Origin of the sequence: Pseudomonas sp. TH06 (genome assembly GCF_016651305.1) — a bacterium.
GTDB lineage: Bacteria > Pseudomonadota > Gammaproteobacteria > Pseudomonadales > Pseudomonadaceae > Aquipseudomonas.
Genome location: NZ_JAEKEC010000001.1, coordinates 3,990,958 through 4,017,485, shown reverse-complemented (window position 1 = coordinate 4,017,485; position 26,528 = coordinate 3,990,958). Strand labels below are relative to the sequence as shown.

Genomic DNA, 26,528 nt, shown 5'->3' with positions numbered 1-26,528 from the left:
ATCAGCCCGATAGGCTGACCACTCCTGTTCATCACCGGCCTGCACAGGCCAGGAGTGCCGCATCATGCGTGGTCATCGTGGCTATATCAACTTGGGCCTGCTCGCCTGTCTGGGCGTGGTATCTGCCGCCGGCGCCGCCGATGCGCCGAGCGTGCACGTCTACAACTGGTACGACTACATCGGCCCGAACACGCTGCACGACTTTCAGCGCGACAGTGGTATTCAACCGGTCTACGACACCTTCGACAGTGCCGAGGTGCTTGAAGGCAAACTGATGACCAGCCGCAGTGGTTACGACGTGGTGGTGGCGAGCAACTACAGCCTGCCAACGCTGATCAAGGCGGGCGCCCTCGCCCCGCTGCCGCGCGATCAACTGCCGGGCTGGAAGAACCTCGACAACGATCTGCTGAGCAAACTGGCCAACAACGATCCCGGCAATCAATACGCCGTGCCCTACCTGTGGGGCACCAACGGCATCGGCTACAACGTCGACAAGGTGCGCGCAGCATTGGGCGACAAGGCACCGGTGGATTCCTGGGATCTGGTGTTCGACGAAAAGAACCTCGCCAAGCTCGGCCAGTGCGGCGTGGCGATGCTGGATTCGCCCTCGGAGATGCTTCCGGTTGCCTTGCATTATCTGGGGCTGCCACCGAACAGCACCGATCCCGAAGACTATAAAAAAGCCGAAGCGCTGCTGCTGAAACTGCGCCCGCACATTGCCTATTTCAATTCCTCGAAATTCATCAGTGACCTGTCCAACGGCAACATTTGCGTGGCGGTCGGCTGGTCAGGGGCGATGCTTGAAGCCAAGACCAATGCCGAGCAGGCCAACAACGGCGTGAAGATCGCCTACAGCCTGCCGAAGGAAGGTGCGCCGGTGTGGTTCGACACGCTGGTGCTGCTCAAGGATGCGCCGAATCGGACTCAAGGGCTGGCGTTCATCGATTACCTGTTGCGCCCCGAGGTGATCGCGCCGGTCAGTGATCATCTGTCGTATCCGAACGGCAATCGCGCGGCCACGCCGCTGGTGGCTGAGGCTACCCGGGACAACCCGGCGGTTTATCCCTCCGCCGCAGCGATGGCCACGTTGTACACCCTTGAACCGTTGCCCAAAGCCACCGAGCGCGTGCGTACGCGGGTGTGGAGCAAAGTCAAAAACGGCCAGTAATCCCATAGAACTCAAAGAAGCTTTTGTGGCGAGGGAGCTTGCTCCCTCGCCACAGAAACTGTCCGTTGCCCGAGAACTTCTTCTGCCTTAAGAGAGAGACAACCATCCATGAAACCCCGCGCCCGAGATCTGAACATCCGCATCGGCCAACTGCCAACCGGCCCGCTCAACGCCATCACCGACGTGCCCGGCGTCCGGGTCGGTCACAGCAATGTGCGTGGCCTGAGCAGTGCCGGCCGTGACATCTGCACTGGCGTCACCCTGATCGAACCCCGCCAGGGCTCGACCAACCAGCAACCGTGCTTCGCCGGTGTGCATGTGCTCAACGGCAACGGCGATGCCACCGGACTTGAGTGGATTCGCGAGGCCGGACTGCTGACCAGTCCGATTGCCTTCACCAATACCCACAGCCTCGGCGTGGTGCGTGATGCACTGATTGCACTGGATCGCCAGCAGCAACCCGACGACGGCCGCCTCTACTGGAACATGCCAGTGGTGCTGGAAACTTTCGACGGATTGCTCAACGACATCAACGGCTTTCACGTCCGGCCCGAGCATGTCGCCCAAGCCCTGCACAACGCTGTCGACGGCCCGGTGGAGGAAGGCGCCGTCGGCGGTGGCAGCGGCATGATCTGCCATGAGTTCAAGGGTGGCATCGGCACCGCATCGCGCCAATTGAGCCGTGCACAAGGTGGCTGGACCGTGGGTGCGATCGTGCAGGCCAACCACGGCATTCGCAGTGAGTTGCGGGTCGACGGCTACCCGGTCGGGCGTTACATGGAGCAGGTTGATTCACCGTTTCTACGTGCCTCGCTACCGCATCCGGGCATGGGCTCGATCGTGGTCTGTCTGGCTACCGACGCGCCGCTGTTGCCGCACCAATGCACGCGTCTGGCGCAGCGCGCCAGCCTCGGCCTGGCGCGAACCGGTGGTGGCAATGAAGACCACAGCGGCGACATCTTCATCGCCTTCGCCACCGGTAACGATCATGTGCCGCCAGCGGCCTATGAGGGCAAGGGCGCGCCGACCTGTGATGGCTTGCGCATGGTCAACAACGACCACATTAGCGAGTTGTTTCTGGCGGCCACCGAGGCGGTTGAAGAAGCGATCATCAATGCCTTGCTTGCCAGCGACAGCACCGCAGGCAATGGTCACTCGGTACCGGGACTGGACGCCGACACCCTGCTCGCCGCCCTCGCCAAGGCCGGATGGCCGGGCTCGCGCTAATAGACGCTCCACCTGTAGGAGCAGCCTTCGGCAGCTCCTACACGGGTTATCTGGCCATTTGGGTGCCGAGTTCGCGGGCGACACTCAGTTGCTGTGCGGGATCACGCAACTCCGACTCCGGCAGCAACGTCGAACTCAGCACCGTCGCCCCGCTGTAATCGAAAATCCCGTGTTCGATCTGCGCCTTCATCGCCGCGCCATAGCCATGGCGCTCGTAGGTGCGCGCATCCGCCCCGGCGAGCTGGACCAAGTGCACGCGCATACGCTGCAGCAGCTTCACATGCTTGAGGTCGCCGCTGAAATCGAACGCCCAGCCATTGCTGAAGACCCGATCGATCCAGCCTTTGAGCAGGGCCGGCATCGACCACCAGTACACCGGATACACCAGCACCAGCGTGTCGGCGCGGTCGATTCGCGCCTGCTCCGCCAGCACATCGGCGGGCGGCTGTGCCTCGCGGTGATGCACGGCAAAATCGGCGGCGCCGAAACGCGGTTCGAACCCTTCGGCGTAAAGGTCGGCGATCTCAAAGGTATTGTCCGGATCGGCTTGCGTCAGACCTTCGGCGATCTGCGCTGCCACGCCATGGGTCAATGAGCGAGGATCGTGATGCGCGACAACAATCAACGTGTGCATGTGGAATCTCCTGTTGGTGATTGCCTGACAAGGCTTATATACTCTTGGTAAGTTACTAACAGTAAGTTACGTTTGGTATATAACGATGTCAACCACTGAAATGTCCGAACAGAATTCCCCCGCCCAACCGCGCAAACGCCTGTCGCGTGAAGATCGATTGCGCCAGTTGCTCGACATCGCCTGGCAGATCATTCGCGCCGAAGGCACTGACGCCCTGACCCTCGGCTATCTGGCAGAAAAGGCTGGCGTGACCAAACCGGTGGTTTACGACCACTTTGTCACTCGCGCCGGATTGCTGGCGGCGCTGTACCGGGATTTCGATGCGCGTCAGACACTGGTCATGGACGCCGCCATCGCCAATTGCGAGCCGACGTTGATCAGCACCGCGTCAGTGATCGCCAAGGCGTACGTCGATTGTGTGTTGCTGCAAGGCAACGAGATTCCCGGCGTCATCGCCGCGCTGGCGAGTACTCCGGAACTGGAGAAGATCAAGCGTGAGTACGAGGCGATCTTCCTCGAAAAATGCCGCAACGATCTGGTGCCCTATGCCAACGGCGGGCAGATCACTCAAGCGGCTTTGCGCGCGATGCTCGGCGCTGCGGAAGCCTTGTCCCACGCCGCAGCCAACGACGAAATCAGCGCCGGACAGGCCAGTGACGAGCTGTATGAAACCATCATGGCGATGGTCGAAAGAGCCGCCGCCCGCGCGACTGGCGGTACTTGAGGCCACCCCGGCACACTCCTAGGATGGAGTGGCGCGGCGGCTTTGCTCATCAAGCCCCGCGTAGGCGCGGGTGCTCTGAACCCCAATCAAGCCCGCGCCTTGATTCATGCCCCTCTTGAGCCTCACGGGCTCTACTTCCTCCCCATCAAAGAGCTTTGAGGCTCTTTTTTTGTCTGCGCAAATCAGCTGAATTCGGCGACAAGGGTTTGGCCTTGATCAGTGAACGGTGAGCCGTTGACGGACGAACTCCCCGGTATGACGGGTGGTTTGATCGAGATGCCGATCACGCTGTTTCTCGGCGTCGAGCATGGCGCGCTTGCCGTTCTTCTGCAGCAGATAGGTATGAATCTGCTGCACCTCCAGCGAACGGTAGATCGGCGTAGTGTCGATAAATCCACGCAAGCCATTGCTGCGGTGATGCCGCGTACTCATCAGCACCTGGGTTTCACGCTGGCCGATCACTTCAAATCCTAGCGCCTCGAAATACGGGACTTTACCGACCGTGCAGGCCAGCTCGGCGTGCGGGTAATGCCCGAGCATTTCGCCAATCATCGCGCGCGCCACACCTTGCCGCCGATGCCCTTCGCGCACTGCCATGTAGGCGACGCTGCAGGCTTCCCAATCGCCCTGCACCGGCAAATACAGCAAGAACCCGATCACTTGCTCGGGATCGTCTTCGTCGGTGGCGACCAGCAGTTCCACCTCGGTGCCCTTCTCGCCGTTCAACGCTTCCAGATACAGATGCACCTCATAGCCCACCGCGTACTGATAGACGTTGTACAGCAGGTTGCTCGGGCCGAGTCCCACCGCACTGATGTCGGTCAGGTAGTCGACGACCATTTGCAGAATCTGGCTGTTGACGCCTTCGGGGCATGGGGTTTTGTAGTGGGTGATGCGGGGCATGGTGGGTGAACTCCGGCGGAAAACCGCGACATCATACCTTGTAGGCCGGATCAGCCTGTATTTGTGCTGAATGAACAGCCGACGACTGTTTGTCGCCCGCGAAAACCCAAGCCGAATTCCTGACAAAAATTTCATCCGTTGCCAGCGGGATCTTTCGCCGTTTCAGCGTCCAATTCTTCAGCTGCGTTAATTTTCCAACGCAGGCCTTGAGGAGTTGTCATGAGCGTTTTGCGTTCGCTGTCCAAATGGCGAAAAACCTTGCTGCTGGTGCCGTTGACGCTGGCGGCGCTGGCCAGCGCGCCAGTGTTTGCGCAACAAGTGGTGATCGTCCAGCAAGCACCACCGCCGATGCGCATGGAAGTGATGCCGGGGCCGCGTCCCGGATATGTCTGGGATCAGGGCCATTGGCGCTGGGAAGGTCGAGGCTACGTATGGATGCCCGGGCACTGGCAGCCGGTGAGACACGGCGCCCGCTGGAAACCCGGACACTGGCAGGCACGCGGGCCGAACTGGTTCTGGGTTGAAGGGCACTGGGTGCGTTGATCACACGCCTGCCTGCAAACGTCACTTTCCGGGAACATCACCATGTCGAAAACGGTTAAATCACTGCTCGCGGCCACACTGGTGGCCATCACCCTGAGCGGTTGCGTCGTCGCACCGGCTCGCCCGCATCGCCCGCCGCCGCCGGTTGAAGTCGTGCCGGTGATGCCGGCGCCGGGTTATCACTGGGTCGCCGGTCACTACCGCTGGGGCGGTAATCAATGGCGCTGGGTGCCGGGGCACTGGCGCGCCTATTGATCCGAGCGTGGGGCGTCACTGCTGTGGCGCCACCACTTTGAACTTGATGGCGATGTCTTTCGACACCACGGTGTCCGCCCACTCCCCAGCGCCCAGACCAAACTCGTCGCGCTTGAGCACCAGTTCACCGTCGAAAATCCCGATGGCGTTGTCCGGCTTCAGCTCTACTGGGACCTGCACCTCGCGAGTGATGCCCTTGAGCGAGAGCTGCCCAGAGATCAGGAAGTGATTTTCTGAGACTTGCGTGAACCGGTTCGATTCGAACACCGCCACCGGATATTTCTCCGTGTCGAACCACGCCGGTTTCACCAACTCGGTATTGGCGTCTTCACTGCCAGCATCAATGCTGCTGAGGTCGATGTGCAAAGTCGTGTGAGCGCTGGAGAGATTGTCGGTATCGAAATCCAGCGTCGCCTCAAACTTGCCGAACGTGCCGTACATCCGCGAGCCCATCTGGTCGTAGGTGAAACTGATCTGACTGGCGGTGGTGTTGACCCGGGTGTATTCGACAGCCTGTGCGGCAGGCATGGCGCACAAGCAAAACGCGGCAGCCAGCAGCAATCGGATCGACATGGGATTCTCCGGGCAGCGCTTGCCGTCGAGGGACTCGTTTGACTTAAGCAAACAACCCGCCGTTACGCCACCCCACGCGAATCAAACCAGACGTTCGATTTTCTGATGCTGCCAGACCAGTTTGTAATACAAGGTCTGCAATATCAGCATTCCGAGGTACGCCACCGGGAACGCCATCCACACCCCTTGCAAACCAAACTGACCGTCCAGCCAATACGCCGCCGGCAACTGCACGCCGACCACACAGATGATCGCAATCGCGACCGGCACCAGCACTGTGCCACTGGCGCGCATGATCCCGCCGATGATCGCCTGGAAGCCGAACACCAACAGGCTCCACAGCATGATGTGCAACAAATGCTCGGCCATCGCCCGGGTCGAAGCGTCGGTCAGGAACAACCCGAGCAGCCAGTGCGACAACAGATAACCCAGCACAATCAGGCCGCCGGTCAGGCACACATTGATCAACAGGCCGGTGCGCAGGATCGGTCCCATCCGCTCCAGTCGCCCGGCGCCAATGGCCTGTGCGCCGAGGATCGACGCGGTAATCGCAATCGACAACGCCGGGAACTGCACATAATTGACGATCTGCGTCACTGCGCCATAGGCCGCTGTCGCTTGCGATCCGTGCTGGTTGACCAGCGCCAGAATCACCAGCTCCGACAGTGACAGCACAATCATCTGCACGCCGGTCGGCAGACCGATGCGCAATACCTTGCCGAGGATCGCGCCGTCGAGCCGCAGCGCCGCAAAGAACTCCCGGTCCGGCGCCAGCGGATGGCCCTTGCGAATCAGCCGCCACGCCAGCCACGCCATCGCCGCCAGGTTACCCGCCAGCCCTGCATACGCGGCGCTCTGAATCCCCAACTGCGGCAAACCGAACCAGCCACGAATCAACGCCGGTGTCAGCGCCAGCCCGACACAGGTCGACACCATCAGCGCCAGCAATGGCGACAGCGTGTCACTCACGCCGCGCAGCAACTGCGTGAACAGCACGAACACCAGCAACGACGGCAAAATCCACATCATCACATGGGCATACGCCACCGCATCGTCGAGCACATCCGCCGGCGTGCCCAACCCGGTCAACGCCTGCCGCGCAAACACACTGCCCAGCACCGCCGCCACCAGACCGATCAACACCCCCAGCAACAGCGTCGCCCCGGCAATCGCCTTGACCATGTGCGGCTCGCGAGCGCCCCACGCCTGACCGATCAGCACGCCCGCGCCCGCGCCGAGGCCGATCACCAGTGCAATAAAGAAAAACACGATCGGGAACATGCCAGATACCGCCGCCAACGCTTGCGTACCCAGCATCTGGCCGATGTAGATGCTGTTGATCGTGCCTGACATTGATTGCAGGAAATTGGACAACACCATCGGCGCCAGAAACAGCAGGTAGGTTTGCCAGAGGGGTTTGATGGCGGCGGGGGTTTGCATTGACTTGAGGTCCATCTCGACGGCGGGGGCTTGATGAAGGATAGCTTCGGTGAGTTGGGGGCGAGGTGCAATTAACATTTAAGGTTGTTTATTCTCGGTTGCCTTTCCGGGTTGTGATAAACACCCCGCCTTCCAGAAATCTTCCATCGAGGCTCGGTTCATGCCCCACTTTCCAAACCTGCTGACCTGCACCCTCTTCATCCTGTCGGCCACTTGCGTCCAGGCCGCCACGCCCCCCGTGCCACCTCAATCCCTGAAGCCGCTATTGATGACACTGAACGAACGCCTGAACATCGGCGATCTCGTCGCGTTGACCAAATGGGACAGTGGCAAGCCGATTCAGGACAGCCCGCGTGAGGCGCAAGTCATCGCCAACGCACGCGCACTGGCGGCTGAGCGCAAGCTTGATCCGGACGAGGTGGCGCCGTTGCTCGCTGCGCAGATGGAGGCCAATAAACTGGTGCAGTACGGTTTGCTCGCGCAATGGCAAGCGGCCGGCAAGGCACCGGACACGCCGCGCCCGGATCTGGGCAAGCAGATTCGTCCGCGTCTGGATGAACTGCAAAACCGGCTCCTGCAACAGTACGCGGACTTTGCGCCATATCGTCATGATCCGAATTGCTCGGCGTGGCTGGCTGAGGCTCGTAACGGCCTGACACGTGATGCGTTGCATGAGTTGGCGTTGGTCCGTGCGACTGGCGAGTTGTGTGTTCGGGCGGGGCTTTGAGTGTGGGGTGAAGGTCAAAAGATCGCAGCCTGCGGCAGCGCCTACAGGAGCCATACTGCGGGTCTGGGAAACCCGGCCTGATCAGCCGGGCTTTTTCATGTGCTGTTTTTGTGCCTGCGGTATTCCAGCACAACCGTCAGAGAAGTTGACACCAAGACCGAGTACCACTGAAACGTCCGACAGCGACTGACCGAATCGGCCGACTGGCAGCACACCGCCGATTACGCATACCATGCGGCCACAACTCCAAAACAGAATTTGCCCGCCCATGCTCAAAGCCAGTCTGCGTAGCCACCTGACCCTTTGGTTTGCCGGTTTGTCACTGCTGACGTTATTAAGCGTCGGGTTCTACGTCGGCCATATCGCCACCGAACAGATGAAACAGGCCAGCGGCAATGCATTGCTGAATACCGCGCGATCGGCAGCAACATTGCTGGGTGAGCAATTGCGCGAGCGGCAGCTGGAGGTTTATCTGCTTAGTCGGGCGCCGCATCTGGAACGCGGCGATCTGGACAACCCGGCGATTCTGAAGTCCATGCAACTGCGCACGCAGGCGCGTGCCGAGTATGCGTGGATGGGCGTGACCGATGCCGAAGGCAAAGTGCATCAGGCGGTCAATGGTTTGCTGGTCGGTCAGTCGGTGCAGGCGCGTCCGTGGTTTCAGGCCGGTGTGCGCGGCGAATACACCGGTGATCCCCACGAAGCGGTGTTGCTGGCCAAATTGCTGCCGGGGTTGCCCAACGGCGAACCGCTGCGCTTCATCGATTTCGCCGCACCGATCCATAACGCAGAAGGTCAGGTCATCGGTGTATTGGGCGCCCATGCGCACTGGAGTTGGGTGACACGGATCGTCGAGTCGGCGGCGTTTTCGCACAAAAATACCTCGCCGGATATCGAAGCGCTGATCATCGATCACGACGGTAAAGTGCTGTACCCGGAAGCCTTGATGGGCCAGCAGTTGACCGCGAACGGTTCGACGTCGCCGGGCTGGTCAGTGGGAAACGGCTATCTGACCAGTATGGTCACAGTGCCAACACCTTCGAGTACGGCACTGTCGTGGTCGATCGCCGTGCGGCAACCACTGGAAACCGCACTTCAACCGGCACGTCTGCTGCTTTATAAGCTGCTGTTGCTGGGCGTCTTCGCAGCACTGGTGTTCGGCCTCGTCGCGTATTATCTGGCGCTGTACCTGAGTCGCCCGATCGAGCAACTGGCGCGTTCCGCCAAACAGGTGCAGGACAACCAGCCCGGCGCGCACTTTCCGTTACACCATCCGGTACGGGAAATCGCCCAGCTCGGCCAGTCGATCGATGCGATGACGCAATCGCTGCTAACCAAGGAACGCGAACTGCAGGAGGCCAACACCTCGCTGGAAGCCACGGTAGCCCAACGCACCGCCGCCCTCATGCAGGCCAACGCCGAACTGCTCAGTCTGGCGACTCACGATGCCTTGACCGGTGTCTTCAACCGTCGTCGTTTCGACGAAAAACTAACCGAATACAGTTTGCTGTCACGCCGTACGGGACGGCCGTTTGCCCTGCTGCTGATCGACGCCGACCACTTCAAACGCATCAACGACAGTCACGGACATGCGGTGGGCGATGAAGTGCTGCAACGGTTGGCGCAATTGATTGAGACCAGCCTGCGCACTACCGATTTCGTCGCACGCTACGGCGGTGAAGAGTTCGCGGTACTGCTGCCGGAAATCGCCAAGCCGGACACCCCGGAGGTGGTCGCCGAGAAAATCCGCTCGGCGGTCGCCGATGCGCACTTCCCCACCGTCGGTCATGTGACGGTGAGCATCGGCATCGGCCTGACAGATCCAGCGGACAATAACCAGATGACGCTGATCAAGCGCGCCGACCAGCAGCTCTATCAAGCGAAAGCTGCGGGGCGCAATCAGGTGGCGTGATCAGCCCTGCTTAACTTCGCAGATGCCGTTGGCCTTTTTCTTCCCGGTATACGACACCGCTGGCGAACCATCGGGATTGATGCTCAGGGAAATGGTCACGCCCGCGCCTTTGGCTTCGAAGTAGTTCTCGTTGAACTTCTTCAACGTGCCCTGCTTGCCGTTGATGTAGATCGGCCCGCCTTTATCGGCGTGCACTTCGATCTTGCCGGGGCATGTGGCGTTGAATTGTGGAATAGCGGCGTGGGCCATCCCGGCAGCGAACAACAGAGGCAATGCAAACATCAGAGATTTCACCCTGTACTCCTTGATTCAGACGATGTGCCAAGCCTTCAGCAATAGCCCAGAATGCCGGATTACACCAATCTAGGAGCTGCCGCAGGCTGCGATCTTTTGATTTTCAGTAACTAGACATCAAAAGATCGCAGCCTGCGGCAACTCCTACAGGGGTGTCGATCAGGTGTTGGTTTTGAGTTTGGTCCACAACCGCGTGGTCAGCCGTGCAATCGTCGCCGGCAGCTCTTCTACGGTGAACAACTTTTCCATCACGCTTTTCGGCGGGTAAATCGCCGCATCCTCTTTTACCTCGGGACTCAGAAACTCATTGGCCGCCGCATTGGGGTTGGCGTAGTGAATGCTGTTGCTGATGTTGGCGATCACCTTGGGTTCAAGCAGATAGTTCATGTAGGCGTAGCCATTCTTTTCATGGGGCGCGCTTTTGGGCATGACCATCATGTCGAACCACAAGGTCGTGCCTTCGTCCGGGATCGAATAAGCGATATCGATAGCATTTTTCGCTTCCCTGGCACTGGCCGCTGCCTGGACGATATCGCCGTTGAAGCCGATCACCGCGCAGACATTGCCGTTGGCCAGATCACTGATGTATTTCGACGCGTGGAAGTACTGGATGTACGGGCGAATTTTCAACAAGGCCTGCTCGGCCTTTTTGTAGTCTGCCGGGTCGTGGCTGTGCGGCGGCAGGCCCAGGTAGTTGAGGGTAATCGGCAATACCTGGGTCGGGTTATCAATGAACGCCACACCGCACTGGCTCAGCTTCTTGATGTTCTGCTCATCGAACAGCAGCTTCCACGAGTGCGTGACATCGGTATTGCCGAAAATCGCCTTGATCTTCTCGACGTTGTAACCGATGCCGGCGGTGCCCCACATGTAGGGATAGCCGTACTGGTTGCCGGGGTCGTTGACTTCAAGTTTCTGCATCAACAGCGGGTCGAGGTTTTTCCAGTTCGGCAGTTGCGACTTGTCCAGTTTCTGAATCGCCCCGGCCTTGATCAGCCGCGACAGAAAGTGGTTCGAAGGGCTGACGACGTCGTAACCGGTATTGCCGGTCATCAACTTTGACTCCAGCACTTCATTACTGTCGTGGATGTCGTAAGTGGTCTTGATACCCGTGGTCTGGGTGAAGTTGACCAGGGTGTCTGGCGCGATGTAACTGTTCCAGTTGGAAATGTTGACCGTTTCATCGGCGTGAGCGGTCGCCGAACCGGCAGCGAGTATGACCGCCAGGGAAAGTGGCTGGATGCGCATGTTCTATCACCTGTATTGAGTGGCTTTTGTTCTTGTGCGATTTGCGGGAATTTCAGATCTCTGTTCTGGCCCTGACCGCCTCCACGCGCATGCGAAGGATGGCACCGATGTCAAAGAACGGTCGCGGTGGCAGCCAACCGGGCTCGGCCCGTTGCATCACCGATTGCAGCAGCGGCGAGTCAACGCCAGACGCCAGTTCCGCCAGCAACCGTCCCCACAGAGTCCCGCGCGCTACGCCCGAACCATTGCAGCCGGCCACGGCAAACACGCCCTCCTCGACCCGGTCGAAAAACGCCTGACCACTGCGACTTGCGCTTAAATGGCCGGTCCAGGTGTATTGAATATCTTGCTCGCCGAGAAACGGAAAACGCCGCTGCAAGCCACGAACATGGTGTTGCCGGCGTATCGCGAGTTCGCGGTTGGCCAGGTCTCGCGTGCGGTATTCGGCGGTGTTGCGGATCATCACCCGACGATCCGGGGTCAGCCGCACCGTGGCACCGAGAGGTCGGGTCGACAGCACGCCCCAGGGTTCTCCTGCACCGATGGCCTGAAATTCCTGATCGCTGAGGGGGCGCGTGAGGCTGGCGCTGAGTTCCATCGGGAACGTGGCGCTGTCGGCGATTCCGACCCGCGGAATGAACGCGTTCAGGCACACCAGAATCTGCTTGGTTTCGATGCTGCCATCCACCGCATTGGCTCGCAGCCGTCCCTGGCTCAGGCGCTCGATACCGGTGATGTCAGTGTTTTCGTAAACGGTAATGTTGCCCGGCAATGCGTTGAGCAAACCTTTCACGTATTGGGCCGGTTGCAGCAACGCGTTGCCATGGCCGCACCAGATTGCCGCTTCGTAATGGCGGGTACCGAGTTTCTGCGCAAGTGCCGCGCCTTGCACAAACTCCGCACGGGCACCGAGGGCGCGCAACGTCGCCAGTTTGGCGTCGACATGATCGAGCTTGGCCCGGTCGCTGACCACGAAGTAATAGCCGCTGTCACGAAAGTCGCAGTCGATAGCATGGCGAGCGATGCGCTGGCGTACTTCTTCGCTGGCGGCACGGGAAATCATTGTGTCGACTTCAAACCCGGCAAAGCCCTGAGCGCCGATCAGCTCGTCGTGCGCCGGATGTTCGTGAGCCACGACAAAACCCGAGTTACGCGCCGAAGCACCTTGTGCTGCCCGTTGTCGATCAACCACCACGATGCGCGCTTGAGGGTGCATTTCGGCCAGGGTGTGCGCGGCGCTGAGACCGGTGATCCCGCCGCCAATCACCAGCCAGTCGGCTTTTTGCACGCCACTCAGGCGACCGCGTTCCGGTGAACTTCCGGCCTGCGCGATCCAGCCACATACGTTTTCCATGCACCACCTCTTTCGACTATCGTTCTGCGGCTTGCGTCTGAATCGATGACATGCGTGAATCGCATGGCCAACTTGAGAAGATCACCGCCAGAACTAGAATCTATTAGGTCTTCGCATGCCCGACCAACGCTATAAAATCATCGAGCCATTCTGAAAACGCATGGATAACATTCGCCACGTTCCCTCTCTGCAAGCCATGCAAGCCTTGGTCGAAGTGGCCCGCTGCGGCAGCTTCACCAGTGCTGCGCAGACGTTGTGCCTGACCCAAAGCGCTGTGAGCCGGCAGATCCAGCAACTGGAAAGCCACTTCAACGTCGCGCTGTTCATCAGGACCAGCCGTAACCTGCGTCTGACTCCGGAGGGCGAACAGGTGCTGGCCAGCGCCCGCAGCATCCTTGAACAACTGAAAACCCTCGAAGAACGCCTCGCCCCGCAGAAGCGTCCGTTTCGCATACGCATGCACGTGTCGCTGGCGGTGCGTTGGCTGCTGCCGAAACTCAGTGAGTTCTATCTGAGTCATCCAGAGATTTCGCTGGCGATCGAAACCGTCGCCACTGAGGTCGTCGAGCCAGGCAACGACAGTGATGCGTACATTCTCTATCTGCCGCAGCCATCGAGTGATGCGGATTGCCTGACGCTGTTCGAGGAAATGCTGGTGCCGGTGTGTTCACCCAACCTGACAAACGCGCCACGCTCGGTAGACGAACTGTTGCGCTTTGCCCTGCTGCATCGATCGGCGGACCGGCAGGCCTGGATCGAATGGCTGGGAGCAAATGGCGGAAAACCACTGGAAGATTACCGGCACATCCCGTTCAACCTGGATGAGTTGGCACTGGATGCGGCGGCGCGGGGCTTGGGCGTGGCGGTGACGGACATGACGCTCGCGGCGGAGTCGATCGAGCGTGGGGTGTTGGTGGTGCCGTTTGGTGAGCCATTGAAGACCGGCGGAGTTTACGCAATGTGCCTGCTGTCTTCGGCGGCGGGGCATCCTGCCTGCACAACAGTCCTGCAATGGTTCGCGAGCCATGCCCGAGTCGAGGCGGTATAACCTGCACCGCCTCTTGGCAATCGGCATGAAACGTTACTTCAACGGTTCGCTCGGTCGATAAATTCGCACAGCAGCGTTAACTGCCTGTCCAGATCCAGCACTTTGAGATCCACTTTCCACTTTTTGATATATCGGTTCGCCACGGCCACTTTATCTCCACTGCGCTTGAGATCCGTCGATTTTGCATTGGGCGCCGGTTTCGCAATTTCATATTTGAGCCAGTTCTCCCAAATGCCTGTGGCGGAATACCTGTGCAGATGTTTGTGCTGAGCCTTCAGGCTTTTTTTGAATTGCGTTTCGTCGAGATAGTTTTCAATTTCACGACCTTCGGTCACCCAGGCAAAACCCGGTTCTTCCGTCGTTCCGGAAAACTCCTTTTTTAGTCGCTCCTTGGTGGGGTTGAGCTTGACGTGGGGAGCCTCTTTATCGCTGTCAAACATGATGGCGGAGTGGCGGTTGAGTTTTTTCAACTTGATCAGGTCAGCCAGTGGCTCCGTCTCAGCGGAGAGATGACTGAACAAACGCCCACCATAAAACATGATCGAGTAATGAACACCCTCGATGAAATCCTTGCGCTTATGGCGAATCCACCAGTTGAGGTAAATGCGATCGGAAGGACCTTCCACCCAGATCACACTGTTGGCCTGAAGCAGATCCGAAGCGCGATAGCCCAGTTGATCGAGCACTTTGCCAATGTTGGCCGATTGAATGTGGCCATCATGCATCTGAAATATTTTTACCGATGGTTTGCCATTCAATTCCGCCGCCGCGTTGATCAGCGCAGAAGAATGCGTGCTCATCAACAGTTGCAGCTTTCTTGCCTTGACCAGCTTCGTCATCACTGTAAACAGTAAACGTTGAAAGTGCGGATGCAGATGCGATTCGGGCTCTTCAAGCAAGGCGATCCCGCCTCGCGGAACGTCCTTGAGCCATTTCAGCACCGCCGCGTAAGCCTTCCAACCCGAGGGAAAAGACTCCACGGATAAGCTGTGTGGCGAAAGCGGCAACTCATCAGCAGCGCTGTCAGCCAGAAAGACGTTAAGGGTTTGCGCATCCTTCTTTTGCAGCGCGCCGCCGTTCTTTGGTGGGGGCAATCTGCCCTTGTAGGTATTCCAGTCGACCGCACCGGTCAACATTGGCCCCAGATCATTCAACAACAGCATTGCATCGGCATCGACAGGGAGCGTGCCACCACCGTGCAGATACCTGACAACGACGCCCTTTGCCGGAGGCGTTTGAATGCTCTGGCCGGCAGCGAGAACACGGGGAATTTTTTCTTTTTTTATTTGCGCAGAGTCTTTCTTACGGTTTGTTCGACTCAGCATTTGGCACATCACCGAGTCATAGTGAGGGCCGACGGGCTCAAACTTGTATGAGTAATCAATCTTGTCAAAAGAAACGGAGAATCCAGAAAAAACGCCTGAAAAAGCATTCTCGGTATAAAGGCTGGGCAATAGTTGAGGAGAGGCCAGCGCCCTGACCATGTCGATGACTGTAGATTTACCCGCACCGTTACTGCCTATGAAGAGATTGATGTCAGTCAGGTCGATGCGTTCCATGACATCAATGTGTTGTTGTGTACCGGAATTCCCTTTGGGCGGCTTGGGCCGGACGTTCAATTGGCGTATGGAGGAAAATCGAAGGCTTCGAACATGCATGACCGTGTAGCGCCTGTCTTATTCAAAAAACATGGACTCTAGCAGACTCCCGACCGTCTATCTCGGCGGCCTCCAGAACATCTGGCGGCGTGAATCGCGCCTCACTGAGCCTGAAAACCCTGCAAGTAAGCCAACAGATTATCGAGCTTTTCCTCATCACTCAGGCCCCAGAAAATCATTCGGGTGCCGGGGACCACATCTTTGGGATTTTTCAGATAAGCCCGCAGCTTTTCGCGATCCCAGGTTACCCCCGAGTTTTTCATCGCATCGGAATACACGTAGTTCGCCGAGGTCCCGGCGGGCCGGCCGATGATGCCGTTGAGTTGCGGGCCGAATCCAGGACGGGCGGACTCGCCGACTTGATGGCAACCGCCGCACAGGCGCGGGAAGATTTTCGCGCCGGCTTCGGGGTCACCCGCTGCGTGGGCGGCTGTGCTGAGCAGGCCAGCAGTGAGGATCAGGGCGAGGGACAGTGAGGCGTTTGTTTTCATCTGACATCCAGAGCGGTGTATTGCAATTGGGGCAAGGCTAACACTTTGTGGCGAGGGAGCTTGCTCCCGCCGGGTTGCGCAGCGACCCTCGCGCCTGGAAGCACGGGCCTGCTGCGCAGTCCAGCGGGAGCAAGCTCCCTCGCCACAGGGTTGGGTTTACAGGTAAGCGGCGATGACTTTTCTGACGGTGATCAAGGCCTGACGCAACACCGCCATGTCCACCGAGCCCAGCGCCAGGCGAATCGCATGCGGGACGTGCGGCGCCACTGAAAACGGTTCAGCGGTGGTCACTGAAATCTGTTCTTGCATCAATTCCACGACGATCTGATCGGCGCGCACGTCTTCAGGCAGCGGTAGCCACAAGAAATACGAGGACGGATGGCCGATGCACGTCAACCCTTGCAACAACTCGGCAGCCAACGCCTGACGAGCCTTGGCATCGTGACGTTTCTGCTCCTCCAACAGCGTAACGGTGCCATCGTCGAGCCAACCGCAAGCCATCGCCGTCATCACCCCCGGTGTGTTCCAGGTGGTGGCGCGAATGATGCGCTCCAGTGACGGCACCATCGGTGCGGGCGCGGCGATGAAGCCGACGCGCAGGCCGGTGGCGATATTCTTCGAAAGACCCGAAACATACACCGTGCGCTCCGGCGCAAGGTCGACCAATGTCTGCGGTGGGTTTTCCACGAGAAACGCGTAGGCCGCATCTTCGATGAGGGTCAGATCATGCCGGCGGGCGATCGACACCAGTTGCTCGCGCTGCTCGATCGGCATCACCCAGCCCAGTGGATTGTGCAGCGTCGGCATGCTGTACACGGCACGCACCGAGCGGCGGCGGCAGAGCTTTTCCAGCGCCGCCAGGTCAGGCCCCTGATCGTTGAACGCAATCGCCACCACTTCCAGGTGCAGCGCCTCGGCCAGGACCTTGAACCCGGAATACGTCAGCGCATCCGCCGCAATCACATCGCCCGGTTTGAGCAACGCCATCAGCGTCACCGCCAACCCTTGCTGAGCACCGTTGACGATCAGCACTTGCTCGGCCTCGACGCTTACGCCACGCGACAGCAGATGTCGTGCGACCGAAGCTCGCTCGTGCTGGCGACCGGCGTGTGGTTGATAACGCAACAGCGACTCCAGGTCGCCGGACAACGCCAATTGCCGCAACGCCGTGCGCAACAGATCGGCCTGCCCCGGCAATGACGGGTAGTTGAAGTTGAGGTCGATCATGCCGACCGCCACGTCCTTCTGATCAATGCCCTGCCCCGGTGACAGCGAAGTTTCCCGGACAAAGGTGCCGCGCCCGGTTTCGCCGCTGACCAGACCCATCGCCTCTAGTTCGGCGTAGACCCGCGACGCCGTGACCAGCGCCAGCCCTTCGCTGACGGCCAGTTGCCGGTGGGTCGGCAAGCGCGTGCCGGGGACCAGACGCCCCGAGCGAATGTCCGCCGCGAAAGTGTCAACGAGGGTCTTGTAGCGGGAGCGCGGCATCTCGAGATGTATCCATGACAATTATTTGATTGTCTCGATTCTCGGCCCCAGCATGGCGCAAAAGCAACCCCACCTTGAGCGCGACTGTGTATGGAACGGATTTCAAACCTGAGCACCCCGGCCCTGGAAAAAACCAGCGGCTGGATCAATGGCTTTATTGGCGTGGTGATCTTCAGCGGTTCGTTGCCGGCCACACGGCTGGCGGTGCTGGAATTCGACCCGGTGTTTCTCACCGTTGTCCGCGCCGCCATCGCCGGGGTGCTGGCAGTGATGCTGCTGTGGCTGTTTCGCGAACGGCGCCCGGCACGCAGCCAGTGGCTGTCGCTGTTGATCGTCGCGCTGGGCGTGGTGCTGGGTTTCCCGCTGCTGACGGCATTGGCGCTGCAACACGTGACGTCGGCGCATTCGATTGTCTTTGTCGGATTGCTGCCTCTGGCAACGGCGATTTTCGGCGTGCTGCGCGGTGGCGAACGTCCGCGCCCGGTGTTCTGGATATTCTCGTTGCTTGGCAGTTCTTTGGTGGTGGGTTACGCGCTGGCTCAGGGCCTGACCGCCTCACCGACTGGCGACCTGTTGATGCTCGCGGCGATTCTGGCCTGCGGCCTCGGTTACGCCGAAGGTGCGAAACTGTCACGAACCCTCGGTGGCTGGCAGGTGATTTGCTGGGCGCTGGTGTTGTCGTTACCGGTCATGGCGGTATTGAGTCTGTGGCTGGCGCCCGCCTCCTTCAGACAAATCAGCCTGTCGGCGTGGCTGTGTCTGGCCTACGTGGCACTGTTCAGCATGTTGATCGGCTTTGTGTTCTGGTATCGCGGACTGGCCCAAGGCGGAATCGCGGCGGTCGGCCAGTTGCAGTTGCTGCAACCGTTCTTCGGCTTGGCATTGGCCGCGACACTGCTGCATGAACACGTCAGCGTCGGCATGCTTGCAGTGACATTGGGCGTGATTCTGTGCGTGGCCGGGGCGAAGAAATTTGCCCGATAAGCGTTAGAGTCCTGCCTTCCACTCCCGAGGACTGAGCCCGGTTTTGCGCCGAAAGGCCCGGGCCAGCGCCGAGGGACTTTCATAACCGACTTCATCGGCAATCAACGCAATCGGCTTGCCTTCACGCAGGCGTTTCTGCGCCAGACTGACCCGCCAGCTCAGCAGGTAATCGGCCGGCGTCTGGCCGACGACGCGGCGAAACTGCTCGGCAAACCCGGCGCGCGAGAGGTTGGCGGCGCTGGCCAGATCCGCCACGCTCCAGGGTTTCGCCGGTTGCTCGTGGATCAGGTTCAAGGCCCGGGACAGGCGCGGATCAGCCAGCCCGGCCATCATTCCCGGTTGCTGATCACGGCTGCTGATGAGGTGCCGCAACAACAGAATCACCAGCAATTCGAACAAGCGATCCATCACCGCCATACGCCCGCAATGACCCTCGAACGCTTCCTTGAACAGCCATTCCAGCGTGCCGCTCAACTCTGGAATGTCGGTCAGTTTGAGCACCAGATAATCCGGCAACGCCGCCGCCAAGGCATTGCCTGAGCCGCCGTCGAATGTCAGCGACGCGCACACCAGTTTCGTCTCCATGGCCTCGTCGGCCGACATTCGGTGGGCAAACGGTCGGGGGAAGAAAATCAGCGAGGGTTCGGCAAGACGAATCTCGCGTTCAATTCCGGGTTTGAGCAGCAACTCACCCGCCTGCAACAGGTGCACATGCCCACTCGGCTCGCCCTCATGCACGCTGATACCGCAGAACTCGCCGCTGTGGAAGGTGCCGGCATTGACGCCGAAATGACTGAGCAGTGTAGACAGGCGATCCATGGTGACTCCCGGGGCAGTTCTGGACGATCTGTCGCATATCCTCGACGATATGACGCCAAAGCACCAGCCACGCTCAATAACATGAGCTCCATCGCCGGCGCACTTCGCACCGGACTTTCGGAGAGTCATCATGAGCCGCATCAACGCTATCAGCCTCGACACCGCCACCGACGCCACCCGCACGGTACTGGAAGGCGTGAAGAAGAAAATCGGTTTTCTGCCGAACCTGTTCGCCACTTTGGCCAAGGCCCCGTTGGCCCTGGATACCTACGTGCAAGCCTCGGCGCTCCTCGGCAAGTCGTCGCTGAGCGCCAAGGAAAAAGAAGCGGTGTACCTCGCCACGTCGCAGGTCAACGGTTGCGATTATTGCCTGGCGGCGCACACCTTGTTTGCAGGTAAATCCGGGCTGTCAGCGCAGGACATCGTCGCGGCGCGCCAAGGCGAACTCAACGCCTACGCCGCCCTCGCCTATCAACTGACGCAAACCCGCGGCCACTTGAGCGACGAGCACATCGCCGCCGCCCGCACCGCCGGGATCGACGACAGCAAAATCATTGAAGTGATTGCGCTGGTGGCGGTGCAGACCCTGACCAATTACCTGAACAACACGGCGCTGACCGAAATCGACTTCCCGGCGATCTGAAACTGCCCCCTTCCTTTGTAGGAGCTGTCGAGTGAAACGAGGCTGCGATCTGTTGATCTTGAGGATTTCAAGATCAACAGATCGCAGCCTTCGGCAGCTCCTACCGGGGACGAGGTGTTCAGTCGTGATCAACGCCCGCGCGTTTAAGCAGTTTCTTGCAGCGTTCCGACAGATGAAACACCTGCAAATCCTTGCCGGCCTTGGCGTAGCGTTCGCGCAGAGTTTTCAGCGCGGCGATCGCCGAGTAATCGACGAAGCTCAAATGCCGGCAATCCAGCGTTACTCTGGCCGGATCATTGGCCGGGTCGAACTGGTTGAGGAACGGCGTGGTCGAGGCGAAGAACAGCGTGCCGTGCAGGCGATAGAGTTTGCTGCCATCGGCCTCCAGATGCTCATCGGCATACAGTTCACGCGCCTGCTGCCAGGCGAAATTCAGCGCGGCGATGATGATGCCGCACAGCACCGCCGTGGCCAGATCGGTAAATACGGTGATGGTGGTCACGGCGATGATTACCAGCACATCGTTGAGCGGCACCTTGTTCACCACCCGCAACGACGCCCAGGCGAACGTCTGCTGCGACACCACGAACATCACGCCGACCAGCGCCGCCAGCGGAATGCGCTCGATCAGTGGCGACAGAAACAGGATGAACAACAGAATCAGCACGCCCGCCACCACGCCGGACAAACGCCCGCGTCCACCGGAGCTGAGGTTGATCACGGTCTGGCCGATCATTGCACAGCCGCCCATGCCGCCGAATGCGCCCGAAACCATGTTCGCCGCGCCCAGTGCCACACACTCGCGATCCGGGTAACCACGGGTTTCGGTGATTTCGTCGGTGAGGTTCAGTGTCAGCAAGGTTTCCAGCAAGCCGACCAGCGCCATCAGGATGGCGTACGGGGCGATGATGCTCAGGGTTTGCAGGGTCCACGGGATCTCGGGCAATGCCAGGGTCGGCAACCCGCCGGCGATGTGCGCCATGTCGCCGAGGGTGCGGGTCGGCAACCCGAACAGATAAACCAGCAGACCCACACCGAGGATTGCCACCAGCGCCGGCGGCACCGCACGGGTCAGACGCGGCAGGATGTAGACGATGGCCATGGTCAGCAACACCAGCCCGGTCATCAGGTACAGCGGCGTACCGCTGAGCCAGTGTCCACCACTTTTGAAATGTTCCAGCTGCGCCAGCGCAATGATGATCGCCAGACCGTTGACGAAGCCGAGCATCACCGGGTGCGGCACCATGCGCACCAGTTTGCCCAGGCGCAACAACCCGAAGGCCATCATGATCAGCCCGCCCAGCAGCACGGTCGCCAGCAGATACTGCACACCGTGTTGCACCACCAGCGCCACGATCACCACCGCCATTGAACCCGCCGCGCCGGAGACCATCCCCGGCCGACCGCCGAACAACGCGGTCAGCGTACAAATGATGAAGGCGCCATACAGGCCCATCAATGGATTGAGGTGCGCCACCAGCGCAAACGCAATGCATTCGGGCAACAGGGCAAACGAGGTGGTGAGTCCGGCCAGGACATCGGCGCGCAGACGGATCGGTTTCATGGCTTACCTGATTGAGCGGCCGATGAGCTCGGCCTGCGATGTTCACAAAAAGCGGGTGGCGGATGTTACGGAATTGTCCGGGATCGGGCCAGTGATCGCTGACACCGGTCGACATGCGCTTTATGCTGGCGCGCTCCTTACTATCGAGTCTGAACATGTCGTCTTTTCTGAGCGCCCGCGAGGTTTGCCAACGACTGCGTGATGCCGCACTCGGTGTGCTTGCGTTGAAGGTGTTCGAGGCGCCTGCCGAGGCCGGACTCGTTGCGATCGATATCGAAGGCTGGTACTTGGTGCTGGATTTTGAAGGTCAGCGGTTGCATCACTGTGAATTTGCTTGTGATGGTGATGGCCGCGAAGGCGCGCTAGAAACCTGGCAGCGTTACGGCACCGATCCGGTGAGTTTGCTCAGCACCTGGGAACTGGCGCATATCGAAAAACTGCTGGCTGAGCGAGGCTGATATCGCGCCTCGAAAAAATGTTTCCTGCGAGTGAGTAAACACGGTTGCTCGATGATGGCACTCTGCCCATAATTCGCGCCCCCTACATTCCCACGCAAGGAACTGCCGTGAAGAAGTCTCTGTTGTTGATCCCGATGCTGGCGCTGTTGTTGCAAGGCTGTGGCATGACCATGACTCGCTACGAGCCGAGTTACGAAAACGTCCAGAAGCTCAAGCAGACCCCGCCGTTGCACGCGATCAGCAATCCTCAAGTCACCGCCGAAACCGGTGAAGGTTCGCTGATGGTCCGCGCCAACCCGATCCGCTCGCCGTCCGGCAGCATCCCGGCGCACATTCAGGACGCGATCACCGAAGAACTGCGCAAGGCCGGTCTGCTCGACCCGCAAGCTCAGCGCCAGTTGAAAGTGCTGGTGGTGAAGAATGAAATGACTGCTGGCATGGGCACAGGTAACGGCAAGCTTGCTGCACGTTTCACCCTGCTCAATGGCAATGATGTGGTGTACGACGCGACCAAGGATGTCAGCAGCCAGTGGAGCAGCAGCTTCTTCGGCTTCATTGCGATCCCGAACGCGGTCAACGCTTACAACCCGATGTTGCGTGATTTGCTGAAGGATCTGTACAGCGATCCGCAGTTCATCCAAGCCCTGAAATAAGGGTAAAAAAAGAGCCGCGATTGCGGCTCTTTTTTTTCGCGTCAAGCCCGTGGAATACGGGTGTCGAGTGCTGAGTACTTGAGGTTTTTGTTGTCGATCATTTGCTTGAGCAGCGCGTTGACCTGACGGGCGAAGGTGTCGTTGACCGCCGCCTTCGGAGTATTGCCCATCAGCGGAATGAACCAGATGCCGACCCAGGTGCCGATCGCGTCGTGGTTGCTCGCGGTGGTCAGGGCCTGACCCGTTCCGTCCACGGCTTCCAGGCTCATGGTGTACTGGTCGGTGCCGTACGCCGGGATCACCCCCAGGCTGAAACCACTGATGAAGCCCAGCACCATCGAACCGGCATTCGGCGGATGGTTGTACATTTTCAGACGCAGGCTGTAGTCGCCCGGTTGCTTCTGGAACTCGTCCAGCGTGACACGACCGAACAGACCGGAATCCGTCAGAATCTTTTGCAGCTCCGGCTTGAGCTGGTCACGTGCCTGCGGCACTTCTACGGCCGAAGCGCTTTTCGGCTCGCCCTGATAGAAGTCGAAATCGACATAGACGTTAGGCTTGTTGGCGTAGCTGGCCATCGACGGCATTGTCACCGGCGCCACTTCGTCTTTGGTGAAGCTGGCACAACCGCCCAGCGCAAGTACCAGGCCCAGCGCCAGGATTTTCCCGAATTGCATGATGTTCATCCCTATATGAATCACGCCACATGATGGCAATGAGCCTCCACTTCGGAAGCCGGGCGGATTCTAGAGAGAGCCGGCGCTTGGGGAAAGAGAAAAAGACAAAAATGTTGACTCAGTCTTGGCGCAAATCGAGCAGGTAGGTGTAGTAACCCGTGTCTCGCACATACCCCAGCGACTCGTACAGACCCTGTGCGGTGAAGTTGTCGGTCGCTGTTTCCAGCACCAGGCCTTTGGCGCCCGTCTCAACGGCGAAATCGCGAGCAGTGTTCATCAACAGTCTGCCGACGCCACGGCCACGGGCGGCCGGTGTTGTAAACAGATCGCTGAGCAGCCAGGTGCGATGGGCGTCGATGGATGAAAACGTCGGATACAACTGCACAAAACCCAGCGCTTCACCGCGCTCATCTTCAGCGAGAAAAATCACTGATTCATCGCCCGCCATGCGCTCGGCGATAAAGGCTCGCGATTGCTCAAGGTTCGATGGTTGCTGATAGAACCCTCGGTAGGCGTCGAACAGCGACGCCACCGCGTCCAGATGGGTCGCGTTCGCCCGCAGTGCCCGAATAGCCATATCCCCTCCTCGCCTGCATAGATGATCGAATCAGCATAGCGCTGCCCGTCGAGTGTACTGGCTTAACCGCTATATAGTTTTGTATATTGCGAAACCGAAATCGCCAGAATCTGTCCATGCCGTCTTTTACTTTCGTGTGTCCATGAGCGCTATCCGAGTCCGCAACGAACAGTTGATCCTCGCCGCGGCCAGTGAAGAATTCGCCGCCAAGGGCTTCGACGCCACCCAGACCCGCGACATCGCGGCCCGTGCCGGGGTGCCCAAGGCCAATCTGTATTACTACTTCCAGTCCAAGGAAAACCTTTACGGCAAAGTGCTGTCGGGTTTTGTCGAGCCGCTGCTGGAGGCGTCGGCGGTGCTGCGTGAAAGCGACGATCCACTGATTGGCTTGCGTGCCTACGTCGCCGCACGGATTCGTATCGCCCGCGAACATCCGGCGATTGCCAAGGTGTTCAGCGGTGAATTGCTGCTCGGTGGGCGGCAGTTGCCGGATGAGTGCCGCGATCTGCTGCACGCCGAAGCACGACGCAATGTCGAGTGCCTGCGCAGCTGGATCGACCGCGGCTTGCTCGCGCCGGTCGACCCTGAACATCTGATGCTGTTCATCTGGTCGGCGACCCGCACCTACACCAATATCGGCTGGCAGATGGGGCGGATCATGGAGCGTGAAGTGCCGCTGGATGAGGACTATCAGACAGCGGCGGAGACGATTACGCGAATGGTGCTGGAGGGCGTGGTGGTAGCGCCGCGTGTTGGGGAGATTCGTGGGGTTTTGTTTGCGACTTGAGTGCGCGGTCAAGGCATGAAGTCAACGGGGAGATCCTGGTAGCTCTTCTTGCGTTCATTCCAGGCTTGCAGGGCTTCGGGTAGACGGGTTTTCCATTGCGCCGCGTTGGTGTAGTAGCGCAGACGTGCGTGACCTGTATCGTAAGTCTGTAACAGTACCCAGAAGCGCGCACCGGTTGAACGCATGACAATGCCGGTGCCGCCCAGCCCACGCATAAACATTTCCGCGACCTGACTGTCCGGCACATCGGTTGAAGGCTCACCGGTCATCAATGAGCCGGATAAGTCCACCACCCTCTGATAATCGTCCTTGAGCAGCGTGTGCAGCGCCTGGTTTTCTTCTGGGGTTCGCGCCAGACCAAGGCTGAGCATGTCGTAATCCAGCGCCAACGGCTGCGCCGAGGCGACGAAGCGTCCGGTGTAATACACGCCCATTCCGGGGCTGCAATAGCCACCGGCGGTGACTTGCGAGATGTCCAGCACACCGTTGATCGGCGTAAAACTCAGGCTGCATTCGCCTTCTATGTAACGGGCTTCATCGCCATCAATTGTGGCGACTCCCTCCAGATCCCCGGAATTGGCACCCTCTCCCGCCGTGATGTCGAAGGCGATGTGTGTGGCATCCTGACGTCGGGTTGTCAGGGTGGCTGCCGTTGATGTTCCCGGCGGAATGAGTTGCCAGGTCGCGTCCCAACTGAATGGCTGAGTCGCGTGTTCCAGTTCGGCCAGACGCATCAGGTACTGACGACGCAAACAGGCAGTCAGCGCGCCACAGGCGTTGCGGCTTTTCAGCCATTGCCGTTGATCAATCTTCAGCGCCTTTGGGTCGGGGACCTTGGCCAGGGTCGAGCGCCAGCGCTCGGCCAGTTGCTCATCGAGTTGCGACAGATACGGATCGGCGCAAATGGTTTTTTCGGTTTTGCTCGAGGCGCTGGCGCAATCGAAACTGCTGGCATGGCTGACGCAGGCAAACGCGAGGGTGGTCAGCGCCAAGGCGTGACGGAGGGTGAAAGCGAACATCGACAGATTCCATTCTTCAGACGGCGGGCAGTATGCCAGTGCCGCTGACAGAAATCCTCGCTGGACACCAAGGTTCCAGCCAGCCTCCGCATATCCCTGTGGGAGCCCACAGGACATCGGAGTTAGAACGCAATGTCCAAGGCAGGTTTGACATCGATCCGCGCCACCGAGCCGGTCAGGTGCGCCAGATCCTTGTTGTGTTCGGCGATGATGTCTTCGGCGCTCATGTTGCCGTTGTCGAGGGTGGAATGAGCGTCTGCGGCGAGTACCACGTCGTAGCCCAGTTGATGGGCCTGGCGCACGGTGGCGTTGACGCAATAGTCGGTTTGCAGGCCGCAGATCACCAATCGCTCGAAATCTTCGGCCGGCAGCAATTTGCCCAGGTCGGTCTGGTAGAACGAATCCGGGGTGGTTTTGCGCACGCGCAGATCTTGCGGGGAGGTCTCAAGCCCTTCGGCCAGTTGCCAGCCTTCGGCACCATGGGCCAACGGGCTGTCCTTTTCCTCATGCTGAATCAGCACCACCGGCACCCCGGCCTTGCGGGCGCGGGTGCTGAGGTTGTTGATGGTGGCGATCACGCGGTGGATGTCGTGGCACTGGTATTCGCCCGAGCACAGGGCGCGCTGAACGTCGATGATCAGTAATGCGGTGGTCATGATG

The 26,528-nt window shown here is 59.6% G+C and carries 29 protein-coding genes; 13 read left to right on the top strand and 16 right to left on the bottom strand.

What is annotated here, in order from left to right; genetic code table 11:
* The first annotated feature begins 64 nt into the window (after positions 1-64).
* Together JFT86_RS18060 and JFT86_RS18055 are read left to right on the top strand one after the other, a co-directional pair.
* Complete coding sequence (locus tag JFT86_RS18060) at positions 65-1,168, top strand: polyamine ABC transporter substrate-binding protein (RefSeq protein WP_201232916.1); 1,104 nt, start codon at positions 65-67, stop codon at positions 1,166-1,168.
* Between the two features lie 108 nt (positions 1,169-1,276).
* A complete protein-coding gene (locus JFT86_RS18055; RefSeq protein ID WP_201237721.1) occupies positions 1,277-2,395 on the top strand; it encodes a P1 family peptidase in 1,119 nt (372 codons plus the stop codon).
* A 46-nt stretch (positions 2,396-2,441) separates the two neighbouring features.
* Here the strand turns inward: JFT86_RS18055 and JFT86_RS18050 are convergent, their stop codons facing one another.
* Positions 2,442-3,029 (bottom strand): NAD(P)H-dependent oxidoreductase, encoded by a 588-nt coding sequence (locus tag JFT86_RS18050; RefSeq protein WP_201232918.1) that lies wholly within the window; start codon positions 3,027-3,029, stop codon positions 2,442-2,444.
* 85 nt (positions 3,030-3,114) lie between these two features.
* On the opposite strand from JFT86_RS18050, the gene JFT86_RS18045 reads away from it, so the two are divergent.
* Positions 3,115-3,753, top strand: a complete 639-nt coding sequence (locus JFT86_RS18045) for a TetR/AcrR family transcriptional regulator (RefSeq protein ID WP_201232919.1) — start codon at positions 3,115-3,117, stop codon at positions 3,751-3,753.
* Positions 3,754-3,969: 216 nt separating this feature from the next.
* Here JFT86_RS18045 and JFT86_RS18040 read toward each other — a convergent pair whose 3' ends face one another.
* The gene (locus JFT86_RS18040) at positions 3,970-4,656 is read right to left on the bottom strand and encodes a GNAT family N-acetyltransferase (protein WP_201237720.1); all 687 of its coding nucleotides are present in this window, start codon (positions 4,654-4,656) and stop codon (positions 3,970-3,972) included.
* Between the two features lie 219 nt (positions 4,657-4,875).
* On the opposite strand from JFT86_RS18040, the gene JFT86_RS18035 reads away from it, so the two are divergent.
* Both JFT86_RS18035 and JFT86_RS18030 read left to right on the top strand, forming a co-directional pair.
* On the top strand, positions 4,876-5,199 hold the full coding sequence (locus tag JFT86_RS18035) for a YXWGXW repeat-containing protein (protein WP_103306738.1): 324 nt from the start codon (positions 4,876-4,878) through the stop codon (positions 5,197-5,199).
* Between the two features lie 42 nt (positions 5,200-5,241).
* A complete protein-coding gene (locus JFT86_RS18030; RefSeq protein ID WP_103306739.1) occupies positions 5,242-5,454 on the top strand; it encodes a YXWGXW repeat-containing protein in 213 nt (70 codons plus the stop codon).
* A 15-nt stretch (positions 5,455-5,469) separates the two neighbouring features.
* Here JFT86_RS18030 and JFT86_RS18025 read toward each other — a convergent pair whose 3' ends face one another.
* Positions 5,470-6,027, bottom strand: coding sequence for a YceI family protein (locus JFT86_RS18025; protein ID WP_201237719.1), 558 nt, complete (start codon positions 6,025-6,027; stop codon positions 5,470-5,472).
* An 81-nt stretch (positions 6,028-6,108) separates the two neighbouring features.
* Entirely contained in the window at positions 6,109-7,467 is a 1,359-nt protein-coding gene (locus tag JFT86_RS18020) for an MATE family efflux transporter (RefSeq protein WP_201237718.1), read from the bottom strand.
* 160 nt (positions 7,468-7,627) lie between these two features.
* Here JFT86_RS18020 and JFT86_RS18015 point away from each other — a divergent pair, with 160 nt between their 5' ends.
* Positions 7,628-8,194, top strand: a complete 567-nt coding sequence (locus tag JFT86_RS18015; RefSeq protein WP_201237717.1) for a chorismate mutase — start codon at positions 7,628-7,630, stop codon at positions 8,192-8,194.
* Positions 8,195-8,462: 268 nt separating this feature from the next.
* Positions 8,463-10,106 carry a diguanylate cyclase gene (locus JFT86_RS18010; RefSeq protein WP_201237716.1) on the top strand — a complete coding sequence of 548 codons (1,644 nt, stop codon included), beginning with the start codon at positions 8,463-8,465 and terminating at the stop codon, positions 10,104-10,106.
* Here JFT86_RS18010 and JFT86_RS18005 read toward each other — a convergent pair whose 3' ends face one another.
* The 3 genes from JFT86_RS18005 to JFT86_RS17995 all read right to left on the bottom strand — a co-directional run bounded on the left by JFT86_RS18005 (position 10,107) and on the right by JFT86_RS17995 (position 13,002).
* Positions 10,107-10,400, bottom strand: a complete 294-nt coding sequence (locus JFT86_RS18005; RefSeq protein ID WP_201237715.1) for a hypothetical protein — start codon at positions 10,398-10,400, stop codon at positions 10,107-10,109.
* 159 nt (positions 10,401-10,559) lie between these two features.
* Positions 10,560-11,648 carry a polyamine ABC transporter substrate-binding protein gene (locus JFT86_RS18000; protein WP_201237714.1) on the bottom strand — a complete coding sequence of 363 codons (1,089 nt, stop codon included), beginning with the start codon at positions 11,646-11,648 and terminating at the stop codon, positions 10,560-10,562.
* 52 nt (positions 11,649-11,700) lie between these two features.
* Positions 11,701-13,002 carry an FAD-binding oxidoreductase gene (locus JFT86_RS17995; protein ID WP_201237713.1) on the bottom strand — a complete coding sequence of 434 codons (1,302 nt, stop codon included), beginning with the start codon at positions 13,000-13,002 and terminating at the stop codon, positions 11,701-11,703.
* A 160-nt stretch (positions 13,003-13,162) separates the two neighbouring features.
* Between JFT86_RS17995 and JFT86_RS17990 the strand changes: the two genes are divergently transcribed.
* Entirely contained in the window at positions 13,163-14,050 is an 888-nt protein-coding gene (locus JFT86_RS17990; RefSeq protein WP_201237712.1) for a LysR substrate-binding domain-containing protein, read from the top strand.
* Positions 14,051-14,088: 38 nt separating this feature from the next.
* On the opposite strand, the gene JFT86_RS17985 is transcribed toward JFT86_RS17990, so the two are convergent.
* The 3 genes from JFT86_RS17985 to JFT86_RS17975 form a co-directional block, all read right to left on the bottom strand.
* Entirely contained in the window at positions 14,089-15,609 is a 1,521-nt protein-coding gene (locus JFT86_RS17985; protein ID WP_201237711.1) for an AAA family ATPase, read from the bottom strand.
* 200 nt (positions 15,610-15,809) lie between these two features.
* Positions 15,810-16,199, bottom strand: a complete 390-nt coding sequence (locus JFT86_RS17980) for a cytochrome c family protein (RefSeq protein WP_201237710.1) — start codon at positions 16,197-16,199, stop codon at positions 15,810-15,812.
* Positions 16,200-16,355: 156 nt separating this feature from the next.
* Complete coding sequence (locus JFT86_RS17975; RefSeq protein WP_201237709.1) at positions 16,356-17,687, bottom strand: PLP-dependent aminotransferase family protein; 1,332 nt, start codon at positions 17,685-17,687, stop codon at positions 16,356-16,358.
* 90 nt (positions 17,688-17,777) lie between these two features.
* Between JFT86_RS17975 and JFT86_RS17970 the strand changes: the two genes are divergently transcribed.
* Positions 17,778-18,671 (top strand): DMT family transporter, encoded by an 894-nt coding sequence (locus JFT86_RS17970; RefSeq protein ID WP_201237708.1) that lies wholly within the window; start codon positions 17,778-17,780, stop codon positions 18,669-18,671.
* Between the two features lie 3 nt (positions 18,672-18,674).
* Here the strand turns inward: JFT86_RS17970 and JFT86_RS17965 are convergent, their stop codons facing one another.
* Entirely contained in the window at positions 18,675-19,490 is an 816-nt protein-coding gene (locus JFT86_RS17965) for an AraC family transcriptional regulator (RefSeq protein ID WP_201232931.1), read from the bottom strand.
* A gap of 130 nt (positions 19,491-19,620) precedes the next feature.
* On the opposite strand from JFT86_RS17965, the gene JFT86_RS17960 reads away from it, so the two are divergent.
* Positions 19,621-20,133, top strand: a complete 513-nt coding sequence (locus JFT86_RS17960; protein ID WP_201232932.1) for a carboxymuconolactone decarboxylase family protein — start codon at positions 19,621-19,623, stop codon at positions 20,131-20,133.
* Between the two features lie 118 nt (positions 20,134-20,251).
* On the opposite strand, the gene JFT86_RS17955 is transcribed toward JFT86_RS17960, so the two are convergent.
* On the bottom strand, positions 20,252-21,697 hold the full coding sequence (locus JFT86_RS17955) for a SulP family inorganic anion transporter (RefSeq protein ID WP_201237707.1): 1,446 nt from the start codon (positions 21,695-21,697) through the stop codon (positions 20,252-20,254).
* Positions 21,698-21,852: 155 nt separating this feature from the next.
* Between JFT86_RS17955 and JFT86_RS17950 the strand changes: the two genes are divergently transcribed.
* Together JFT86_RS17950 and JFT86_RS17945 are read left to right on the top strand one after the other, a co-directional pair.
* Positions 21,853-22,155: a hypothetical protein gene (locus tag JFT86_RS17950; protein ID WP_201237706.1), complete on the top strand. Its 303-nt coding sequence runs from the start codon at positions 21,853-21,855 to the stop codon at positions 22,153-22,155.
* 107 nt (positions 22,156-22,262) lie between these two features.
* Positions 22,263-22,808 (top strand): hypothetical protein, encoded by a 546-nt coding sequence (locus JFT86_RS17945; RefSeq protein ID WP_201237705.1) that lies wholly within the window; start codon positions 22,263-22,265, stop codon positions 22,806-22,808.
* A gap of 41 nt (positions 22,809-22,849) precedes the next feature.
* Here JFT86_RS17945 and JFT86_RS17940 read toward each other — a convergent pair whose 3' ends face one another.
* A complete protein-coding gene (locus tag JFT86_RS17940) occupies positions 22,850-23,485 on the bottom strand; it encodes a hypothetical protein (RefSeq protein ID WP_201237704.1) in 636 nt (211 codons plus the stop codon).
* Positions 23,486-23,603: 118 nt separating this feature from the next.
* Entirely contained in the window at positions 23,604-24,062 is a 459-nt protein-coding gene (locus tag JFT86_RS17935; RefSeq protein WP_201237703.1) for a GNAT family N-acetyltransferase, read from the bottom strand.
* A gap of 142 nt (positions 24,063-24,204) precedes the next feature.
* On the opposite strand from JFT86_RS17935, the gene JFT86_RS17930 reads away from it, so the two are divergent.
* Complete coding sequence (locus JFT86_RS17930) at positions 24,205-24,849, top strand: TetR/AcrR family transcriptional regulator (RefSeq protein ID WP_201237702.1); 645 nt, start codon at positions 24,205-24,207, stop codon at positions 24,847-24,849.
* An 8-nt stretch (positions 24,850-24,857) separates the two neighbouring features.
* Here the strand turns inward: JFT86_RS17930 and JFT86_RS17925 are convergent, their stop codons facing one another.
* Complete coding sequence (locus JFT86_RS17925; RefSeq protein WP_201237701.1) at positions 24,858-25,868, bottom strand: lysozyme inhibitor LprI family protein; 1,011 nt, start codon at positions 25,866-25,868, stop codon at positions 24,858-24,860.
* Between the two features lie 122 nt (positions 25,869-25,990).
* Positions 25,991-26,524, bottom strand: coding sequence for a cysteine hydrolase family protein (locus JFT86_RS17920; RefSeq protein ID WP_201232935.1), 534 nt, complete (start codon positions 26,522-26,524; stop codon positions 25,991-25,993).
* Positions 26,525-26,528: the final 4 nt, after the last annotated feature.

Excerpts from the sequence above, each read along its gene's own strand:
- JFT86_RS18025 (WP_201237719.1), bottom strand. The coding sequence starts at position 6,027 with ATGTCGATCCGATTGCTGCTGGCTGCCGCGTTTTGCTTGTGCGCCATG.
- JFT86_RS17955 (WP_201237707.1), bottom strand. The coding sequence starts at position 21,697 with ATGAAACCGATCCGTCTGCGCGCCGATGTCCTGGCCGGACTCACCACC.
- JFT86_RS17960 (WP_201232932.1), top strand. The coding sequence starts at position 19,621 with ATGAGCCGCATCAACGCTATCAGCCTCGACACCGCCACCGACGCCACC.
- JFT86_RS18060 (WP_201232916.1), top strand. The coding sequence starts at position 65 with ATGCGTGGTCATCGTGGCTATATCAACTTGGGCCTGCTCGCCTGTCTG.
- JFT86_RS18040 (WP_201237720.1), bottom strand. The coding sequence starts at position 4,656 with ATGCCCCGCATCACCCACTACAAAACCCCATGCCCCGAAGGCGTCAAC.
- JFT86_RS17930 (WP_201237702.1), top strand. The coding sequence starts at position 24,205 with ATGAGCGCTATCCGAGTCCGCAACGAACAGTTGATCCTCGCCGCGGCC.
- JFT86_RS17990 (WP_201237712.1), top strand. The coding sequence starts at position 13,163 with ATGGATAACATTCGCCACGTTCCCTCTCTGCAAGCCATGCAAGCCTTG.
- JFT86_RS18045 (WP_201232919.1), top strand. The coding sequence starts at position 3,115 with ATGTCAACCACTGAAATGTCCGAACAGAATTCCCCCGCCCAACCGCGC.
- JFT86_RS18035 (WP_103306738.1), top strand. The coding sequence starts at position 4,876 with ATGAGCGTTTTGCGTTCGCTGTCCAAATGGCGAAAAACCTTGCTGCTG.
- JFT86_RS18055 (WP_201237721.1), top strand. The coding sequence starts at position 1,277 with ATGAAACCCCGCGCCCGAGATCTGAACATCCGCATCGGCCAACTGCCA.
- JFT86_RS18030 (WP_103306739.1), top strand. The coding sequence starts at position 5,242 with ATGTCGAAAACGGTTAAATCACTGCTCGCGGCCACACTGGTGGCCATC.
- JFT86_RS18050 (WP_201232918.1), bottom strand. The coding sequence starts at position 3,029 with ATGCACACGTTGATTGTTGTCGCGCATCACGATCCTCGCTCATTGACC.
- JFT86_RS17950 (WP_201237706.1), top strand. The coding sequence starts at position 21,853 with ATGTCGTCTTTTCTGAGCGCCCGCGAGGTTTGCCAACGACTGCGTGAT.
- JFT86_RS17975 (WP_201237709.1), bottom strand. The coding sequence starts at position 17,687 with ATGCCGCGCTCCCGCTACAAGACCCTCGTTGACACTTTCGCGGCGGAC.
- JFT86_RS18015 (WP_201237717.1), top strand. The coding sequence starts at position 7,628 with ATGCCCCACTTTCCAAACCTGCTGACCTGCACCCTCTTCATCCTGTCG.
- JFT86_RS17980 (WP_201237710.1), bottom strand. The coding sequence starts at position 16,199 with ATGAAAACAAACGCCTCACTGTCCCTCGCCCTGATCCTCACTGCTGGC.
- JFT86_RS18000 (WP_201237714.1), bottom strand. The coding sequence starts at position 11,648 with ATGCGCATCCAGCCACTTTCCCTGGCGGTCATACTCGCTGCCGGTTCG.
- JFT86_RS17940 (WP_201237704.1), bottom strand. The coding sequence starts at position 23,485 with ATGCAATTCGGGAAAATCCTGGCGCTGGGCCTGGTACTTGCGCTGGGC.
- JFT86_RS17920 (WP_201232935.1), bottom strand. The coding sequence starts at position 26,524 with ATGACCACCGCATTACTGATCATCGACGTTCAGCGCGCCCTGTGCTCG.
- JFT86_RS18010 (WP_201237716.1), top strand. The coding sequence starts at position 8,463 with ATGCTCAAAGCCAGTCTGCGTAGCCACCTGACCCTTTGGTTTGCCGGT.
- JFT86_RS17995 (WP_201237713.1), bottom strand. The coding sequence starts at position 13,002 with ATGGAAAACGTATGTGGCTGGATCGCGCAGGCCGGAAGTTCACCGGAA.
- JFT86_RS17935 (WP_201237703.1), bottom strand. The coding sequence starts at position 24,062 with ATGGCTATTCGGGCACTGCGGGCGAACGCGACCCATCTGGACGCGGTG.
- JFT86_RS17985 (WP_201237711.1), bottom strand. The coding sequence starts at position 15,609 with ATGGAACGCATCGACCTGACTGACATCAATCTCTTCATAGGCAGTAAC.
- JFT86_RS17925 (WP_201237701.1), bottom strand. The coding sequence starts at position 25,868 with ATGTTCGCTTTCACCCTCCGTCACGCCTTGGCGCTGACCACCCTCGCG.
- JFT86_RS17965 (WP_201232931.1), bottom strand. The coding sequence starts at position 19,490 with ATGGATCGCCTGTCTACACTGCTCAGTCATTTCGGCGTCAATGCCGGC.
- JFT86_RS18020 (WP_201237718.1), bottom strand. The coding sequence starts at position 7,467 with ATGCAAACCCCCGCCGCCATCAAACCCCTCTGGCAAACCTACCTGCTG.
- JFT86_RS17970 (WP_201237708.1), top strand. The coding sequence starts at position 17,778 with ATGGAACGGATTTCAAACCTGAGCACCCCGGCCCTGGAAAAAACCAGC.